The organism is Prevotella sp. HMSC073D09 (assembly GCF_001814145.1).
GTDB classification, from domain to species: Bacteria; Bacteroidota; Bacteroidia; order Bacteroidales; family Bacteroidaceae; genus Prevotella; species Prevotella conceptionensis.
On sequence record NZ_KV815139.1, the window covers coordinates 1 to 18,276 of the forward strand.

11 protein-coding genes are annotated in these 18,276 nt (G+C 43.3%); 1 reads left to right on the forward strand and 10 read right to left on the reverse strand.

The genetic code is table 11. The features are described from left to right. Window positions 1-367: 367 nt before the first annotated feature. The 10 genes from HMPREF2955_RS13440 to HMPREF2955_RS13485 all read right to left on the reverse strand — a co-directional run bounded on the left by HMPREF2955_RS13440 (window position 368) and on the right by HMPREF2955_RS13485 (window position 16,097). A complete protein-coding gene (locus HMPREF2955_RS13440) occupies window positions 368-1,222 on the reverse strand; it encodes a DUF4846 domain-containing protein (protein ID WP_070723936.1) in 855 nt (284 codons plus the stop codon). 240 nt (window positions 1,223-1,462) lie between these two features. Beyond that, window positions 1,463-1,951, reverse strand: a complete 489-nt coding sequence (locus HMPREF2955_RS13445) for a hypothetical protein (RefSeq protein WP_019188961.1) — start codon at window positions 1,949-1,951, stop codon at window positions 1,463-1,465. 1 nt (window position 1,952) lies between these two features. Next, on the reverse strand, window positions 1,953-4,163 hold the full coding sequence (locus HMPREF2955_RS13450) for a peptidase domain-containing ABC transporter (RefSeq protein WP_070723937.1): 2,211 nt from the start codon (window positions 4,161-4,163) through the stop codon (window positions 1,953-1,955). Between the two features lie 10 nt (window positions 4,164-4,173). Beyond that, window positions 4,174-5,367 carry a radical SAM/SPASM domain-containing protein gene (locus tag HMPREF2955_RS13455; RefSeq protein WP_168166904.1) on the reverse strand — a complete coding sequence of 398 codons (1,194 nt, stop codon included), beginning with the start codon at window positions 5,365-5,367 and terminating at the stop codon, window positions 4,174-4,176. Window positions 5,368-5,788: 421 nt separating this feature from the next. Then, window positions 5,789-7,999 (reverse strand): outer membrane beta-barrel family protein, encoded by a 2,211-nt coding sequence (locus HMPREF2955_RS13465; protein ID WP_168166905.1) that lies wholly within the window; start codon window positions 7,997-7,999, stop codon window positions 5,789-5,791. 738 nt (window positions 8,000-8,737) lie between these two features. Beyond that, the gene (locus tag HMPREF2955_RS13470; RefSeq protein ID WP_019188080.1) at window positions 8,738-9,949 is read right to left on the reverse strand and encodes an outer membrane beta-barrel protein; all 1,212 of its coding nucleotides are present in this window, start codon (window positions 9,947-9,949) and stop codon (window positions 8,738-8,740) included. Then, window positions 9,946-11,058 carry a carboxypeptidase-like regulatory domain-containing protein gene (locus HMPREF2955_RS13475; protein ID WP_019188079.1) on the reverse strand — a complete coding sequence of 371 codons (1,113 nt, stop codon included), beginning with the start codon at window positions 11,056-11,058 and terminating at the stop codon, window positions 9,946-9,948. The genes HMPREF2955_RS13470 and HMPREF2955_RS13475 overlap by 4 nt, the downstream gene beginning before the upstream one ends. Before the next feature lie 113 nt (window positions 11,059-11,171). Continuing rightward, window positions 11,172-13,439, reverse strand: a complete 2,268-nt coding sequence (locus HMPREF2955_RS13480) for a carboxypeptidase regulatory-like domain-containing protein (protein ID WP_246830161.1) — start codon at window positions 13,437-13,439, stop codon at window positions 11,172-11,174. Continuing rightward, complete coding sequence (locus HMPREF2955_RS16955; RefSeq protein WP_246830162.1) at window positions 13,414-13,563, reverse strand: hypothetical protein; 150 nt, start codon at window positions 13,561-13,563, stop codon at window positions 13,414-13,416. The genes HMPREF2955_RS13480 and HMPREF2955_RS16955 overlap by 26 nt, the downstream gene beginning before the upstream one ends. Window positions 13,564-13,577: 14 nt before the next feature. Further along, on the reverse strand, window positions 13,578-16,097 hold the full coding sequence (locus HMPREF2955_RS13485; protein WP_246830163.1) for a TonB-dependent receptor: 2,520 nt from the start codon (window positions 16,095-16,097) through the stop codon (window positions 13,578-13,580). Between the two features lie 479 nt (window positions 16,098-16,576). On the opposite strand from HMPREF2955_RS13485, the gene HMPREF2955_RS13490 reads away from it, so the two are divergent. Beyond that, entirely contained in the window at window positions 16,577-17,455 is an 879-nt protein-coding gene (locus HMPREF2955_RS13490; RefSeq protein ID WP_019188075.1) for a DNA/RNA non-specific endonuclease, read from the forward strand. The last annotated feature ends 821 nt before the right edge of the window (window positions 17,456-18,276 follow it).

Consider the following 18,276-nt stretch of genomic DNA (forward strand, 5'->3'; position numbering starts at 1 on the left):
TTTATGGCCTATATTTTCGCTAGAATGGAGCGAAGATTAGAGTGATATTGTAAAATAAAAAATAACAATTTAAGATTTTAAGATTTTGAGTTGATGAGTTTGTGAGTTTGTGGGTTTGTGAATTTTCCAGTTTGTAAGTTGATGTGTTCGGGATTTATTGGGCTTTCGTGAGTTTATAAGCCAGTAAGTTTATTTGTCCTGCACTTCGTATTTGAGAGGAGTGTTTATCTAGGTTCATAGCACAAAGACAAAATACTCCTCTCAATTTGTAGAGATTTTAAAAAGTCTAGATAACTTCGATGTCTTCTATATCACCAACGTACGCTTACTAAATCACCAACGTACGCTTACCAACCAATGTCGTCCTTTATTCAGACTTAAATCGACGAAGGAGTAGGGTGTTGGCGTTGGGCGAATAGAACGTCCACGCTGGGGTTACAAGGCGTGTGCCATTGGAAGAGGGGCTGAACCACTGGGGAAAAATCTCTATTTCTTGTGCAGGCATGAAACTTTGAGCCAATAATACCACGCGTTCTCCTTTCTCGTTCTCGGCCACATCTACCACCATCTCGGCGTGTCCAGGAAAACCGCCCTTAATTATCACGTCGCCAGCCTGAATATCTGCTGCCCAACAGCGGCCAATGGGTTTGAGTTCTTGGCTTAACGAGGCCGTGCCTGCATACTGAAACACGAGGTTGAGGTACTTTCGAAACGATTGGTAGCCATAGTCGGCCTTCTGTGTTTTTACCCAAGCTTTGTTGTTGCGTATGCGATAACCTTGCGCCCACTTGGCATATTCGGCCTTAAAGCCGTTGGTAAAGTTGAAGTTTATTTTGGCGTATTGCCGCGTTTTCCATAGATACGAGGCCCGAAGAAAGATAATGGCATCGGCACATTGCTCGTTAGCGTTTTTGCCAAAGTCCATATCTACAACTACTCCTGCGTATTTTCGCTCTTTTACCTGTCCGTTATAGTAGTGCAAATCGCTCCCCGCGGGCTTCAAAGGCAGGTTTCTAAGGAAGTGCGCAAAGCTGCCTTCGGTCACGTCTACTCGCTTGTAGCCTTGCGGAGCAGGAATGCGTGCTGCTAGATTGTTGGCCACTAGCCGTTTTTCTTGCCCTGTTTTGGCTTGTACGGGCTTGTTGTTGGTTTGCGCGTTACAAGCAGTCAGTGCGGTTAAGGCTGCGATTATCAGCAGCGTTAGGGTTCTAGTATGTTGCATAATGCGGAGTTCTTGGTGATGAGCAGGCGAATGGCATGCCTGATATTGTTTGACATAACGCATGCATCGCGTTTTTATTGTTCGGGTTTGGGGTGCTTTGGGTGTTCATGCTTCTTTTGAATAAGGCAGGGCAAAGAAAGGAATGAAGCCACTTGAGGGTAGGAAGGTTTGTGTGTGGAGTGGGGGCTAAACACCGCACTCAAGCTATTTGTGCAAGCAAAAGTGTGTAATGACCTATTTTTAAAGGCCAATGTTTCCCAACAGCTTTTGCAGCAGGTTTCCGCCTGTTCGTACGATATGGAAGTCCACTGCTTGGTTTTCAATTGCTTTAATCTCTTTCGTGTTGAAGCGACAAAGTGCCTTTTGGCGTTCCAGAGTGTCGCGTGCGGCCGACAAGTCTAATATCTGTCCTTTCAATGATGCATTGGGTGCTTGCAGATGGATGGGCAAGCTGTGGGCTTGAAGCATCCGCTTGTCTTCAAATTTCAGCAGAAGGGTTAGGTCTGTGCTGTCTTTCGAACCTTGCAGTTCAGCATGATTCACGATAGCGATGCCCGTGTACACTTGTCTATAAGGCAGGAAATAGGCCACGGTAAAAAGGCAAAGCAGCACCAAGGCAATGGTGGCGATGCCATAACGAACAAGCGAAGAGGGTATCTGGCCTACGATGCTGCGCACCTTTTCACTGCGAAGCTCAAAGCTTCGTTCTTGTTTTTTCTCGTCTTCCATATCAGTTTCCCAGTTCTAGTTGGTTCTTTACAAGTGCAAAATATTTGCCGCGCTTGGCGGTAAGTTCTTCATGTGTGCCCACTTCCACAATCTTTCCTGCGTCCAACACCACGATTTGGTCGGCATCTCGCACGGTAGACAGTCGGTGGGCCACCACAACGACGGTCTTGCCCTTGTAAAACTCGGCAAGGTTTTCGGTAATGGCACGTTCGTTGTTGGCATCGAGCGCATTGGTGGCTTCATCGAGAAACACGAACATGGGATTTTTGTACACCACTCGGGCAATGAGTATGCGTTGGCGTTGTCCTTGGCTGATGCCTTGCCCGTCTTGTCCAATCATGGTGTTGTAACCCAGTGGCAGTGCCTCTATGTAATCGGCGATGTTGGCCACGCGTGCGGCTTGGCGTATGCGTTCAATGTCGGGTTCGTCGTCGCTGATGGCGATATTCCTCGCAATGGTGTCTGAAAATAGGTAGCCTTCTTGCATCACTGCGCCGCATTGACTGCGCCACCAGCCCAGGTTAAACTCGCTTAACAGCGTGTCGCCCACCCGAATGCTGCCAGACAAGGGTTCGTAAAAGCCTAGGAGCAGCTTAACCAGCGTGGTTTTGCCGCTGCCGCTCGCTCCCACAATGGCCGTCACTTTGCCGTTAGGAATGGAGAGATTGATGTCGGCCAATATGTCGCGCGGGCTGTATAGGTCGTATTTAAAAGAGAGGGCATCTATCATAATCGAGTGGGCGGCGGGTGTTTCGGCAGCGTAGTCGCTATTTGTGCGCGTGGCATTCTCTTCATTTGTCTCGGTATGAATTTCATTCATGCGGTCGAGACTGATGCTTACGTCTTGCCACGAGTAGATGAACTGGATGAGCTGTTCTACAGGACTGTTAAGCTGTCCGATGATGTATTGTACGGCGAGCATCATACCCAGTGTCATGTGCCCCTGTATAACGGCCGTAGCTGCGAGCACGGTGATGAGTATGTTCTTTACCTCGTTGATGGTGATGCTGCCAGCCTGCTGTACTTGTTGCAGGTTAAGCGATTGCAGGTTAACCTTGAAGAGGTCGGCTTGCACGTCTTCCCACTCCCATCGCTTCCGTTGTTCGCATCCTTGCAGCTTAATTTCTTGCATACCGTTAATGAGCTGATAGGTTACGTTGCGGTTGCGCCCTGCTTGTTCGAAGTATTTGTAATCTAGTTGTCTGCGTTTCTTAAGAAAGAGTATGATCCATGCTGCGTAAACCAATGTGCCTAGGAGGAAAACGAGGAAGATGCCTAAATTATAAACGGCCAACACCACACCGAAGACAAGGAAAGTGAAGAAAGAGAAGATCAGGTTGAGGCTGCTTGACGTGAGAAACTGCTCCACGCGGCGATGGTCTTCAATGCGTTGCAGTAAGTCGCCCATCAGCTTAGTGTCGAAAAACTTCATCGGCAGTTTCATCAGCTTAATGAAGAAGTCGGAGATGAGCGAGATGTTGATGCGCGTGGATATGTGCAGAATTATTTTCGAGCGGATAAAATCGATGGCAGTGCGACTGAACAACAGCATCATTTCTGCCAACAACACGAGCCAAACAAAGCCGATGTCTTTTCCACCGATACCCGTATCGACGATGGCTTGGGTGAGAAAGGGGAACACTAGCTGCAACAGCGAACCCAAGAGCAGGCCTAATATTAGCTGGGTGAAGAACCGCTTGTACTTCCTTAGATAGCTCCAAAGAAACTTGGCGCGGTTTTTTGTTGGCACGCTTTCGGTTTCTTTCTGCGAATAAAACAGTTCTGTGGGTTCGAAAAGCAGTGCGATGCCTTTCTCTTCATCGTTAGTTTTGGTGCTGGTCCAATGTTCGCAAAACTCCTCTTTCGAATAAGTGAGCAGTCCTTTGGCTGGGTCGGCCACGTATATGGTGAACTTTTCCCTGCCACGCTTCCTTATCTTATACACCACCACAAAATGGTTTTGGTTCCAATGGACAATGCAAGGCAGCGGCACTTCGTTTACCAACGTGTCGAAACCAAGCCGTCCGCCCACGGTTTTAAGACCAATCGTCTCGGCAGCCTTGCTGATACCGAGCAGCGAAACCCCGTCTTTGCCCAAGGAGCAAAGGTGACGTAACATGTCGCGGTCTATTTTTCGCCCGTAATGGGCAGAGATCATCGCTAGGCAGGATGGGCCGCAATCCATTGCGTCGCGCTGAAAGAGGGCAATCATTCAAGTTAGTCTACGATAACAAGAGGCCCAGTAGAACCCGCTTCTTTTCTTTTGTGTTATCATTGTACAGACAATAATGGTGATCTTGTGCTTCAAAAAGTATTCTTCGACATCCGCCTCCACAGATAGGAATTAAAAAACAATGGCGACAAATTTGATCCGCTAGTTTACTTTTCATCCATTTGGATTCTCCTGAATTCCATTGTATACTTCCGTCTGGTTTCAGTTCTCCTAGTTTTCTGTCCTCCGTAAAATCCCTAGCATTGCATTTGAAGATGCCGCCGTCGTAATTAATAAGGCACTCGTTCTTCTTATCAGCATAGCAAGAGTTCACAAACGCCATTTGGAGATCTTTGGGAAGACTTCTCATTCCTAACTCAACAATTCCTTTTCTTATCCGTTTTAGCTCCTTTTCAATTTTTCTCTTTTCATATGGGGTGCGTTTTATATCACCATCTTGCCAAACCTGATTAAGTGCAATTGTGATTTTATCTTTGTTAGTAAATGTTGCCAACCTTTCTAATGCGGAATAAATCCCCCACAAGTTATCTTTGGTGTAATTAAATCTTGCTATAACTTCTATTTCATTATTTATGGCGAGTTGTATATTGGAAAGAATTTTATCGAATGAGCCGCCTAATTGGCTAAATCTTGTTTTATCGTGATTTTCTTTGTTGCCATCAAGAGTTATTTGTAGACTTGCAATACCAAGAGTGCTCATGTCAGCGATTATTTCTTTCGACAAGAGAAAACCATTGGTCGTAAAATGGATGTTTGCTTTTATGTTTTCCTTATTCTCATTTAACTCAAGAATAAGAGGTTTGGCTATTTTTCTGTAATATAGCAGCGGTTCTCCGCCAAAGAAAGACAATGTGAATTTCTTAAGTGATTGTTCTTGACAGATAAGTTTAATGTGCCTTTTTATAGTTTCTAGAATTGTTGCGGACATGACAGACCCTCTATGTTTGTTTTCAAAGCAGTACCAGCAATTAAAATTACAGTCCAAGGTGGGATTTATAATTAAATGGTATGAATCTCTTTTAAAATCAGCATTGTATTCCATTTCCTTGAGCTTTTCATATTCGTCTACAGAATCGTCAATAATAATTCCTTTATTTAGGAATGCAATATATAGCGTTGGATGAAGAGAGTGCAAATCTTTTACGGCAATTCGTTTTGTCTTATAGAACAATTCTTTTGTCATGATGACATACCCTAAAGTTATAGTATTGCAGAATACTATATGGTTCTTATATGGTATAGGGATGTTATAAAAACTGTATTTCATAATGTATTTCTCTTTGTAAAAGGATAGTCTACCTATCTATAGAATCGGTAGGCTATCCATTGCTTTTTTTTATTAAATTCAAACCTTATGGTTTGAACACTTTACGTACAAGCACAGCGGCAACGAGCTCCTTCATACACATTGACGTTGACGTTCTTGTTGCAGTCGGAACTTTCTGAATCGTCTTCGTTCTCATTTGCGACGAAGCCACCATGCATCAATCCTAATTCGTCACATGACAAAACGGATATTTTCTCAATAGCACGATCTAATTCGTTCATAATCGTTAGGAGAATTTGATTATACCTACTCATTGTTGGCTTTTCGGTTTCCGACATTAGAGCCTAGCCCTATTCTCTGTTTTATGTATTTTTAAAGGTGAAACCGGCTGTTTTGATGTTTTAAAGCGATAAGAAATTGTAAGCATAAAACTTCGTAATGCCGATTGTGTCCAAGTCTTGTTCGCAATAAAAGGATTTGTTGTCCATGTTGATGTATGATTCTTGCGAATTAGATTGTTAAATAGAAATCCAATGACCCATTTGTTGTTCTTGGAAATATAGTGAATCCCTATTTGTGATGTAAGCCGTCCACTAATTCTACGAGTTTGCATAATCCATGGTGTTGCGCCATTCATATTGATATTGGCTTCTATGTTTGATGTTAACTTTAATGTGTTGTGGAGTGATACATATCCTTGTACAATATCCTTTTGGAGGTATCCGTCAGGAATATATATGTATTGTATTCCAAAGTTGGTAGATAAATTCCAAAATGAGAAAGGCCTGTTATTACTGCCTAAGTTAATACTGAACTCATGTCTATTAAGCATATTCTGATTGGTAAGGCAAATAACACTATCTGAAACAAAGAAATTTTCTTCTATAACTTTATGATGTACGCGGTATGCAGCGGATAACGAACACCAGGTATTTGTATACGAAAGATTAATTTCATCAGTTTCTTGTGTTTTCAAGAGCGGATTTCCTACAAAATAGAGAAAATCGTTAACTTTAGTCTTATAATTTGTAAGCAAATCGAATGATGGGCGGAATAAATATCTAGAGTACGATAATACAAGTTCCTTAGAATTACTTAGGGTATAGCTCAAAAGAAATGAAGGTAACCAGTTGGAGTATCGTTGTGAAATAGTCTGTTTTTTCCCATGCAAAGAGGTTCTTTCTAGTCGTAATCCACAAGTGATAGTTACTTGTTTCCAAGACTTGGACAATGAAAAAAATGAAGCAGTTAGTGTTTCTCTATATCCGTATGTTTCGATGTCGTCATGTTTTAAATCCGTTTCATGTATATAGTCACTTGTACGATTTGTCACGTTTGCCTCAATGCCAGTATTGAGTGATAGACCTGGTTCAAGTTTAGAACTTAGTTCGCTGTTCACAAAAAACAATTTGTTGGTTGCCCTGTTCTCGCTATCTTCTTTCCTAGTAGTCTTTGTTAAAATAAAATTAGTAATAGTTTCTTCAGACTCATTTTCTTTGTCGTATAAGTAATTAATTGATGTTTGCAGTGTGTTTCTTTTGTTTTTAGATGTCCAAAGGTGAGTTAGTTGTATCAACGACAGTTTTGTTGTTCTACTTATAAGAGTGTTTGCAGTGTAGCGAGCATATTTGTCTGTTCTGTACTCTTGAAAGAACTCGTTTTCTTGTGGTTTCTTGTCGTTTAAGGTAAAATTGTTTTCAATTTCGAATGAAAGGCGGTGTTGCCCACAAACTCCACTTGCCCCAAATGTCGCAATGCAATTATTGGATCTTAAGTTTCCATCAATTGTGGATCTTTGAAAGGAAAAGGGCTTGTTGGTCATTTCGTAAGTAGAATGGTGTTTCAACCCAGTCTTTGTCCCATTTTGTGTGGAAAAATGGGCGTATGCTTGCCATTTATTATTACCATATAGTACAGCAAGATTGACATTTTGTAGCACTGATGTGTTTAAATCGCAATTAAAAGGCTTACCCAAAATAGAAAGTGTATTTTTGGCTGATAGTGTAATTCCTGTTTGAATTCGTTGATATACATTCACAACTCCACCTGCGGCTTCGCCTGAACTAGATGCTGTTCTTCCGAAAACAACTTCTATTTTGCTAATATCAGCTGCATTGATTAGTGATAGTTGATCATTTGCATTTACTTTCTTTATACCATTGATTCTTATTTCTGCGGGTTTCCCATCTATAAGCACTTGTTTTCCTGTAACCTGTATTCGTGGTATTCTTGCAAGTGCATCGTAAGCAGTGTACATAGCTATTGATTTTCCTAAGCCTCCGTGTTGCACATAGAAAATCATTTTCCCTTTCTCTGGTTTAATGGAACTGGCTTTAACTATCACTTCACCTAGTTGGCGGCTGTTGTTTAATCGGATAGCCTTTTCTAACATCTGTGTATGCGCGTCTATAACAAATTCTTCTTGATAAACTATTTTTCCCCAAAAACTGGCAACAAGTCGATAAGGTATGTTATAAGCACCTTTAAATTGTGCCATACCTAAGCTGTCAGATGCACAATAAGCACTGGGGGCTAGTGTATCATTCATAGTGTATAAAATACAATTCACGTTCTCCAGAGGTGTTAGGTTGACACTATCTGTACAGACAACTTTAATTGTTGGCTTCATTGCAAAATCAATCTGTGCGCAAAGTCCACAACTGTATGAAATGTATAGAGCGAGTATGTAAACCATTCGTAAATCCATATAGGCTAAGATAATGGTGGGTAAAATAATGTTTGAATGTCAATAGAGTTTGGTTTTATATGATTTATCGACAAGTATTTAGAGAAGATCAAATGGTTAGTAACACTTTAACTTTGTGTATAGTTATATATGGAAGTGTTGTTGGTTTGTCAAACTTCCTCTACAAGGATTGTCATTTCTTTTTATCAATATCGGTTGAAACCTTATAATTTGCAATTTAAAAATAGACACATTTCAAGTAGAGTTCCCCTTGTTCAACCTTGGAAGATTGTGTTCTTTGAACAATGCATTTTTGCAGATTTTGGCTATTCAGTAAAAATATCGTATTGTGATATTCTTCTACAATTTGAATTAATAATTCCTGTTTGCGGTTTAGTTACTTTACTTGTTGTTTTTTTGTTATAAAGGTATGCCACATCCTCCTTGCAGGGAACTCTGTGAATGCATGTTAATATGTAGCAAATTTACTAACTTTGTTTGTATAATCCAACTTATTTGTGTTAAATGTTGTATATATCAGGTTGATTTGTTCAATGTGCCTTCTTAATAATGTGTAATCTAATTTCTCCATACAGGTGTTTATTTTGCGAATCTGGAAGTGTCGTTCTCGTTTTTGTTCACTTTTATTTGTTTTCCATTGTTGCTTATGCTATACGTCATAGACAAACGGATGCATTGCGTGTTAGGGAATGTGAGGCGAGTGACACTAAATCTCCCATAATTGTATAAATGTTCCCCTTTCAGTTGATTGAAAGGGTCTTCTATGGTAAGCGCAAAAGCAATGTCCTTGTTTTTAGGCAAAGCATATTGCATTCCCATGTCTATGCTCATCGTTCCTTTTCTCCTTTCTTGCAATAGGTTGTTGCGGGTTTTGAAGAAGGGATTGATGAATATGGCAAAGTTGTCGGTTGGCTTATACGAAAGATACAGGTTACCATTTGCGAACCAATTATTCTTGCGATTGAAAGTTGATGGGAGAACATCGTATGCTAAATGGCTGAAACTGAGATTTCTCAAATAAAGATACAACGAACCGTTCAGCTTTCCTTGGATAAAGGAAAATGGAATGGAGGCATCGGCATATATGGATAGCAGGTTGGCATAATTTTGGGGCTTGGTGTATCTTACTCCATCGTTATCGATATTATAAGTATTTCCGAAAACATTAGACCTTAATCGTGTTCCTATACTGACAACCACGTGTTTAAACAGCAGGTTTTGTATCTTGAAGTCGTATTGCATGGACGGCTTTAAGAAAGGATTTCCAACGCTATATTCATTGTCGCTATAATAAGTAGCACCTGGAAGCATGGAGAAATATCCTGGACGTGTATTCTTCATCGTGAGATAAAGCGAAGAGCTGAAATTGTTACTCGCTTTCCTGTCGAGCCTTAGATAAGGAGCAACGTTCCATTCTTTGCTCCTTGAAATAGTATTAGCCACTAGATATTTATAATGTGCATACTCCGTCCGCGCCCCCAAGTACAGCGACAGGTCTTGAGTTAACTTAATTTTGCCCGACATGTACAGCCCCATGATGGTTTCCCACATTGAGAAGTCAGAGCCATTCTTCGACTTAACGTTTTCGTTCATTTTAGAAATGTAGTTCTGGTTGCCGACAGTATACACAAACTTAGGTCGTTTTAAAGTGTATTGGGTTTCTATGATATGTCTATGTCCATCCATTGTCTTGTTGGTATTAACCGAGTTTCCCAAGCTATTGTTTACGGTTTGGGCATAGTCGTCGCTACCAGCAAGCAGGCCGTATGATATTTTGAACTGGTGTTTCATGTATCTGCCGAAAGATACTCGATGTTTGTGGACAACAAGTCGGTCCAATCATTGATTTCTCTCTCTGTAAGCTTATCTAGGACAGCATCTGTATTGTAAGCTTCTTTGCCCTTACGCCGTGAATCGTCCACATAGTAAGACACAAAATAATTTAAGCTCCCTTTTAAGAAGCTCGGCATCCAGCTCATGTTCAACACTCCGAAATAGGCATCCTTATCTCTAGTCGCTTTCTGGTTAATCAATTTCTCGTGTTGCTCATAAGGAAATCTTTCCTCTTCCTCAGATTTGAGTTTAGATTTGACGTATCCAGCAGTTGCACTTCCTGACAGATTGTCATGCCTGGCTCGTATGTCAATGTAATCGCCCCATCTGAAAGCGTTGTTACGTAGAAGCGTTCCGTGGATAGTGTTGCTGATGTTGGAGCCGCGTGTTTGCATTTTCTTTGTCTGCAACTCAATTGTTGCGTCTTCACCAGACAGCCTATTCTCTGCGGTTGCCATGCTCTTTATGAATAATCGCTTAAGATTAGCGGCAGGCATCGACTTAAGGTAAGTGAGAAGAATGCCCATTGGCATCCTTTGTTTCACCCCATCGATAACTACAAGTGGGTCGTTACCTTGAACTGTTATGGCATCATGAGAAACAACAACGCCAGGAGCTCGCTTCAACACGTCTAACACATTGTCGTTGTTGCCTAATCTAAGCTTCTCTGTGTCTATTCCTATCTTCCCGTCTGCAAGCGTAATCGCTTGTTTGTATGCAGAAACTACAATTTCATTCAGTCCAATCACGCTCTCTTCCAGCGCTATTGGCTTTTCAAACGTATGATTGGCCGCCACAACAGTGTGAAATGTTTTATACCCAGCGCAACTAATTTTCAAACGCAGCGTGTCATTTTTGTGTAAAGAGCAGTCTAAAACAAAATACCCCCCTTCTTTACTAAAGGCGGAAACGATTGTCTTAGTCGTGTCTAATGGTGAAACGCCAATAATGCTAGCGTATTCAATGGGCGTATTTTTCTCATCCACAATCTGTCCAGAGATGCTCTGTCCCCAGCTAGGGAATAAAGGCAACAATAGGGAGAGAAGAAGAAAGATGGTCTTATGCATATGATCTATCGCGTTTACTAGTTCTGGCGTTAAAGAAATGAATGAAAAAAAGTTAATGTGAAAACATTACTCCTTTCTACATGTAAGGATGTCTGCAGGGCGAATGTATGTTGTCACCTCACCACTCCCGCATCGTTATCGGCATTATCCATTTGTTTTTGCAGGTTGCGCACTTTTCCTTTCCTGAAGCTATATCTAAGGGAGAGCTGCACAAGGCTATCTTTATATTTGGCAAACTTGTATGTGGTGGCACTGATTAGTTCGCTATTCATTGTCGAAACCGTGGTGGCGGCCGACATGAAGGGATTGTTTATGCTGAGGGTGCAACGTAAGCGGTGGAGGTTGTAATAGGCACTTAGCTGCAAGTTGGGTGCTGTTCGCGTCTTGGTTTGGTTGAACATGGTGGTGATAGCCGAACGGAAGCTGGCTTGCAAACCCCATTTGGGGCGGTCGTAGCTCGCAGACAGGCTGCCAATCACGTCTGTATAGGTGGTGAAAAAGCTTAACCCATTGTTGATGTAGCGGTTAAGTGTGAGCCACCCCGACAGTCTCAAGGATTGCGAAAAGAGGCTCTGGCTGGCGTAGAGGCGCATTTGCAGGTGGGTGAAGCTGTGCTGATTTGCCGATGTATAGACGAACATGTTGGTTGCGGCATCATATACGGGGGGATTGTTTGTGAAGGGATGGTTGCTGTAGTGCAGGTAGGTAACGAAGCCTAGCATGGTTTCCCGCTTCTGAAAGCTAAGCGAAAGCTGGTTGATATAGGCCTGATAGGGCTTGAGATGTGGGTTGCCTTGCCACAATTCGTATTCTGACTGCGTTTGGACGAAGCCCGACAGCATGGCCAATTGTGGCTCCACAGGGTTGATGCCGAGATAATATTGCAGCCTGAATGTCTTTGAAAGCGGGTAGGATAGTGTGAGGGAAGGTCGAAAGAAGTGGTATTGCGCCACAAGACTGTCGTTCTTCATGCGGTAAAACGAATAGCCCCCACCTACCGAATAGGCCAATTTGCCCAGCATACCGCTTAGTTCTACGTAGTCGTAGTTGTTGAAGTTGAGCAGCGAAGTGGGGGTCGTTGTGTTGGTTGCAACGTAAGTGTTGTTGGTTTTGGATAGGCGATTGTGCGTGCCGATGGTAAGGTTGAGTTGCTTAGACAACGGTTGCTTGAAGATAACCTCGCCGATAACCGACTTGTGTTTGCCGTCAACGTCGTAGGCATTGGAGAATGCAGGCTGTGCAGCGGCATGGTATGCCTTGCTGTAAGCCCTGCGATAGTCGCTGCCGATGTAGGTTGCCGTGAGGTTGGCCAGCAGGTTTGCTTTGCTAGCGAATTGCTTGTCGAGGTAAAAGTCTAGCGAGGCGTTGTGCGTTCTGTCCCTAGTGAGCAACGCTTCTGAGAAGAAGGGCGCGCCGTTGCTTTGCGCATGGCTTTGTGAAACATTTTCGGGCTGGCGCGATGTGGCGTAATTGGCCACGATGTTGAAGAAAGAGTTGCGCGTGTCTAGCAGTTTGTTATACTCCAATTTCACGCTGCCGTTGCGATAGCGGTAAGCCTTGTCGTCGCCTTTGGTGTTAAGTGTCAATTCGTTGGCAGGGTAACGCAAGGTTTTGTCGCTGTTGTTGAACACGCCACCCACGCTTTTATAAAGCCCGTCTATGGTGATGGCGAGTTGGTGTTTCTGCCCAACAATCTTCAAATAGGCGTAGGCGTTGCCTTGTTTTGTGGTTAAGGCGTTGGCGATTTGCACTCCGCCTTGCATCCCCTCGTATCCTCGTTTGGTGTGAACCAATAACACAGCGGCCACGCCATCGCCGTAAGCGATGCCTGGGTTGTCGATGTATTCCACCCTGGCGATGTCTTGTGGTTGCAGGGCAGCAAGGTCTGACTGTTTAGAAGGCACGCCATTGATGCGTATTTGCAGTGCACCGCCTTTCTGCGAAGATAGCGTTCGGTTCATCAAGTCGAATTGAAGGTCGGGTAATGCCATGCGTTGCAGCACGTCGTAGGCATCTGTGCTTTGTCGCTTTATTGCGTCCGAGGGGTAGAAAACCCACCTATCGGCATTCTTTTGTAGGTTGGCCGACACCATAACTTCACCTAGTTGCACGGTGTCGGGCTTTAAAAGAAGTTCGCCTAGGTCTATGTCTTTGTTCAATTCCACGGTGGTTAGCAGCATAGGCTTATAGCCCACGCTGGTTATGCGTAGATGATAGGAGGCAGGGGGAAGGCTGGTTAAGGCGAATTTACCATCTTCGTTACTCGCTATAGATGCCTTTGCGCTTACTCCATCGGCTGCTAATAAGGTTATTTGCGCTGCCTTTATGGGCTTTCGTGTTGTGTTGTCGTTTATCTTACCGATAAGGGAAACTCTGGGCATAAATTATCTGCATGGCGCAGAGCAACACGAGGCATAGCTTTTTGCGGAGCGAGAGAAAAGCTTGTGCCTGCGAACGCATAGCGTTCTTCAACATGCAGTTGTCTGTCTTTTTTGTGTGGGGCATTGTAGTTGCAGCTATTATTCAACACCTGTCTTTTGGTCTGAACTCTTTAAGCGGCTGTCGCGTTTCAGCTCTTTGGGGTTTCCGCTTTTAAAGGTATAGGTTATGTCTAGGCCGAAGGCCCTAGCCGTGAGATAGTTGGCTTGCGAACGCCAGAAGTGGGTGAGATGTTGTTCAACCAACAGCTCGTTGTACTTTTGGAAAGGCGAGTTCATTACTGCCCTCACATTGAGTGCGCCTTTAAAGAACGACTTGCTTATTGCCAGTGATGAGATGGAGAAGGCGTGCGACTTGGCCCATATCTCGGCTGGGTTTTTGTAGTTGCCGTACTGCAAGCCAATGGTCCAGTTCTTCTTCAAAAATACGTCGCACATCAGCGTTAGGTTGTGTGCGATGTTGCTTTTATCCCAAAGTTGTTCGCTTTCTTGATTCTTATACCAATCAATATTTCCAGAGAAAGTGAGCGAAAGCAACGGTATGGGACGGTAATTAAAGTAAAGGTTCGACCCAAAATCACGTGCGAAGGCTATATTTTGATATTGGGTGATGAGCTGTTTTTGGTGAGTGTCGTATCGAGGAAAGGCCATGATGGGTTGGTTTATCCATTTGTAATGTAGGCTATAAGAGAGGAACAGCGTGTTGGAGTAAAGCGAATACGATGTTTCCAGTGTGTGCGTGTAGGTGTTTTTCAGTTGTGGGTTGCCCTCAGCCGCTAAGTATTGCGACACAATAGCCTTAAAAGGGTTGAACATGAGTATGCTTGGGCGTGTTATGCCAGCATTGTAATTAAGTGACAATGAAGAACTTTTGCCCTGATAGTATATACCTGCGTATGGTAGGACATAATGTTTTCTGCTAGCAAAGTTGTACGCCGTTTGTTTTGGATATTGCATCTTTAAGTCGCCATATTCCCACCTTAGCGAGGCGTCTAGGGTAAAGTTGCCTACACCAAGCGAAATAGATGCGTAAGCAGCCGATACGTTTTGTGTGTATTTCAGATGCTGTTGTTGTAGGCTTTCTGCCACATCGTCTACCCATTCTCCGTCTTTCAACATTCTGTGCGAAGATTGGATGTCGCCGTTTCGTAAGGTTTGTTTACCGCCAATGAGCAACGTTGCGTTGTCGTTGTTAAGCAGATTGAGGTCTACCGACAAGCTATGCTCGTGCAGTCCGCCGTTGGTTTTGCGCCTGATTCTGCGCTCGTTGCCAAGTAAATTGCTGTTGGTTTGGTAATAATGTCTTACGTCAGGGTTGTAGGTATATCGGTAACCTACAACCCAATGCTCGTCTCCCGTCTTGCGAAAGAGGTTTCGATAGATGACATTCGCTTCGGCAGTGCCGGCTGTGTTCTTGTTTTCAGAGTCGTAAGCACTATGTAAAGGTAGTTGTCCTTGTTCGTTAAAGGTTTGTTGCCACAGGGTGTTTAGGTTGGTTTGTTCTATCAAGGCGTGTCCGTCTAGATACAAGGTGTTTAGCGTGTCGGGCCTCCATTGCAACATGCCCCTTACGGTATGCCTTTTCCAATCGCCGTCGCCAATGCCTTCACCGTTGTATTCTTGCCATAGCGAACCTTGCGCATACCTGCTCTTTGAGTTAATGGGCTGCTTTCGTTGGCCATCAAGAGCGTAGTTATAACCCAATGAATAGTCTATGTTTTTGTACGTTCCCATGAGGTTGAGGCCTGCATTGGCCCTTGGTTGGGTGTTTGCCCCGGCGTTAAGGGTTAGGGCATAGTTGTCGAAAAGTTGCTGATTGGTAACGATATTGATTATCGCATCGCCCACATCGCCGCCATAACGGGCGTTTATGCGGTCGATAACCTCAATCTTTTTCACAGTGCTAACGGGGATGGATTGCAGTACGGCCTTGGGCGAAGACTGCGCAATGCGATAAGGATGCCCATTAAGAAAGATGGAGAAAGAGGTGCTGCCCTTCACCGTAATGTTGTCGTTGGCATCTACATTCACCAACGGAACGCGGTTGAGGGCGGTAAGTAGGTTGGTGGATTGTATGGCAAGGTCTTTCGATAGGTCGTATTCCAATCCGTTGTGTGTTATCTTGATAAGGCGTTTTCGTCCCACAACCGATACTTCGCCCAATACTTTGGCATTGGCCGAGAGTTTTATGTGCAGTGTTTTGTCTGCATCGAGTGTTATGTTTTCTTTGTGATTGATGTAACCTACATTGCTAAACAGCAACTCGTAATTTCCTGCTTGGAGTGGAATTACGCACTTGCCGATAGAGTCGGAGTAACATGCCAAGCTGTCTTTCGCACGCTTAACCTTAATGTTGACGAAGGTTAGGGGCTCTCCACTAAGGCTGTCGCTCACGAGAAGGGTCAGTGTTTGTTGTGCCTCTGCCTTCTCTATATAAACCGAAAGACAAAGGAACATGAGCAATAGATATGTGTTTAATATTTTCATTTGTCGTTGGGATAAGGGATGAAACGGTGGGGTGTTGGTGGTCTTCTCTTTGATGTAAGACGCTCTGATATGGGGTTCCGCATTGCCGTTGCCAGCGGGCTTTGGTTGTGTCATGGGGTATAGGTAACCATTCTGCACATTTCTAGGTGTGCAGATAGGGGTTACACCTTGCAAATATATGAATTTTCTCAATATGTTCCAAATTAAATTTCAACACATTTACCTTGCCAATGTCTTCACCATCATTGCATTTGGCGTTTTCGAAGTTACGCATTGCCGCTTGTTTCTGTTGTCTGTTGTGTTTGCTTTCAAGGGTAATGAATAGCACCTTTGTCGTTTGGTTGCGGTAGGGTTGGGCTAAATATGGCTTGGCAATAGCTATTTGAAGTACGGCTTGTGTTGACTATTGAAGGGACAATGTTCTTTTGTTGTGCGTGGGAGTTTTGCACCGTATTTAGGGCTTTAATTTGTTGTTGTAGTATTATTTTGCTACCTTTGTTGCATAATTTGGTACTTTGTTTGCTGGATTAGTACCTCATCAAACAAGTCTACTTACGATGTTTATAAACGAAAGATACAGCTGAACAGCATTTATGAAATCACGGAAAGTATATAGTTTGGCGTTATTGGCGGGCCTCTGCTTGTCTGCTTGTGGCCTGCAACCGTCTAAGCTTGGCCGGCAGTTGGGTGGAAAGTATGCCTATCAAGAACAGAAAGACGGGCAGATTAATTCGGAAGGCAAGAACGGATATGGCACCGATAAGCAAGGGAAAGCAGCATATAAGGTTGCTGATGGACTTGAAGTGCCTAAGAAACTGACCGACAGACCTGAACAGATATTGAAACGAGTGGCTTACACGGCATCGTATAACAGCGACTTACACATACCTAATTGGGTGGCGTGGAGGCTTACAGGGGCGCATACCGAGGGAAAGAACAAGCGGGCGGGCGTTAAGTTTCATGAAGATACCGATGTGCCAATGCCTAGGGCGGTGGACTTTGACTACGTAAGGAGTGGTTATGACCGTGGACACCTTTGCCCATCGGCCGATAATCGCTGGGATGCTACTGCACAAGAGCAATCGTTTTTGCTTACGAATGTGTGTCCGCAAGACCATAACCTGAACGTTGGCGACTGGCACGAACTGGAAATCCTCTGTAGGAAGTGGGCTAAAACGTATGGCAGCATTTATATAGTGGCGGGTCCTGTGCTGTTTAAGGGGAAACATAAGACCATCGGAAAAAACAAGGTAACGGTGCCAGAGGCTTTCTTTAAGGTGGTGTTGTGCATGGAGAAAAAGCCCAAGGCCATTGGCTTTATTTATCGTAACGAGTCGGGAAATAGGCCTAAAAGCTATTACGTGAATACCATCGACGACGTGGAACGTATCACAGGTATCGACTTTTTCCCTGCTTTGCCCGACAAAGTGGAGAACGAAGTGGAGGCAACGAGTAGCTTGGACGATTGGTAAGAACTGGTAAAAGAGCGGTGAAGTTTCTGCTTTTAAGATGTTAAGAGGGCTTGTTTAGGGACTTAATAAGGAGTAAGGGGAGTAGTAGCTTTGCTTGTTGGGAGTTTAGTCGACAATCTTTTTAGCTTTGGGGTGATGAGTTATTCGTTTTTGACTTTATTTCTTAGCCCGTTTTAGAAGTTTTATCATGTAAAAAACTGGTAAACTTACGATAGATAACTTACAAACAAATAGAAGTCGTCTTGACTTTTAATCTTTCTATAAATTGAGCGGGGTTTGTTATCTTTGTGATGCCAACAACAAGGCAAGCATTCCTCTCATATACGGAGTGCAGGACAAATCAACTCGCTGGCTTATAAAGACACGAAACCCAGCTACTCCCGAATACATCAACTCACAATCTCACAATCTTATCAACTCACCAAATCATCAGCTCACAAACTTACCAACTCAAAAGCTTAAATTATTATATTTTATTTTACAATATCGCTCTAATTCTCACTCCGTTTTAGCGAAAATACAGGCTAAAAAGTAGGTAAATATCTACTGTTTTTAGTCTTTCCTGTCTTTTGTTCTGTCTGTTTTTAAGAAAACAACCTGCATTTTGCACCATTTAATCTTTCTATTTTGGTTGCCACCCCATATTTTTTAACTCCCAATTACTCGCTTTTAGCCCCTAAAATGCTACTTTTTAAGGCCTATTTTGCCCTTTTGAGCCATGTTTTTAATGGCTCGAAAGGGTTTTGTTTATGCCATTGCAGTGCATATTTATTCTTTTCGTCTTACGTTTAGCTGCATTTTGCACTGCATTTAGCACCATT

What these genes read in the sequence shown, in the direction of transcription:
- HMPREF2955_RS13440 (WP_070723936.1), bottom strand. Translation starts at nt 1,222, where the DNA reads ATGCAACATACTAGAACCCTAACGCTGCTGATAATCGCAGCCTTAACC.
- HMPREF2955_RS13445 (WP_019188961.1), bottom strand. Translation starts at nt 1,951, where the DNA reads ATGGAAGACGAGAAAAAACAAGAACGAAGCTTTGAGCTTCGCAGTGAA.
- HMPREF2955_RS13450 (WP_070723937.1), bottom strand. Translation starts at nt 4,163, where the DNA reads ATGATTGCCCTCTTTCAGCGCGACGCAATGGATTGCGGCCCATCCTGC.
- HMPREF2955_RS13455 (WP_168166904.1), bottom strand. Translation starts at nt 5,367, where the DNA reads ATGACAAAAGAATTGTTCTATAAGACAAAACGAATTGCCGTAAAAGAT.
- HMPREF2955_RS13465 (WP_168166905.1), bottom strand. Translation starts at nt 7,999, where the DNA reads ATGAATGATACACTAGCCCCCAGTGCTTATTGTGCATCTGACAGCTTA.
- HMPREF2955_RS13470 (WP_019188080.1), bottom strand. Translation starts at nt 9,949, where the DNA reads ATGAAACACCAGTTCAAAATATCATACGGCCTGCTTGCTGGTAGCGAC.
- HMPREF2955_RS13475 (WP_019188079.1), bottom strand. Translation starts at nt 11,058, where the DNA reads ATGCATAAGACCATCTTTCTTCTTCTCTCCCTATTGTTGCCTTTATTC.
- HMPREF2955_RS13480 (WP_246830161.1), bottom strand. Translation starts at nt 13,439, where the DNA reads ATGCCCAGAGTTTCCCTTATCGGTAAGATAAACGACAACACAACACGA.
- HMPREF2955_RS16955 (WP_246830162.1), bottom strand. Translation starts at nt 13,563, where the DNA reads ATGCCCCACACAAAAAAGACAGACAACTGCATGTTGAAGAACGCTATG.
- HMPREF2955_RS13485 (WP_246830163.1), bottom strand. Translation starts at nt 16,097, where the DNA reads ATGACACAACCAAAGCCCGCTGGCAACGGCAATGCGGAACCCCATATC.
- HMPREF2955_RS13490 (WP_019188075.1), top strand. Translation starts at nt 16,577, where the DNA reads ATGAAATCACGGAAAGTATATAGTTTGGCGTTATTGGCGGGCCTCTGC.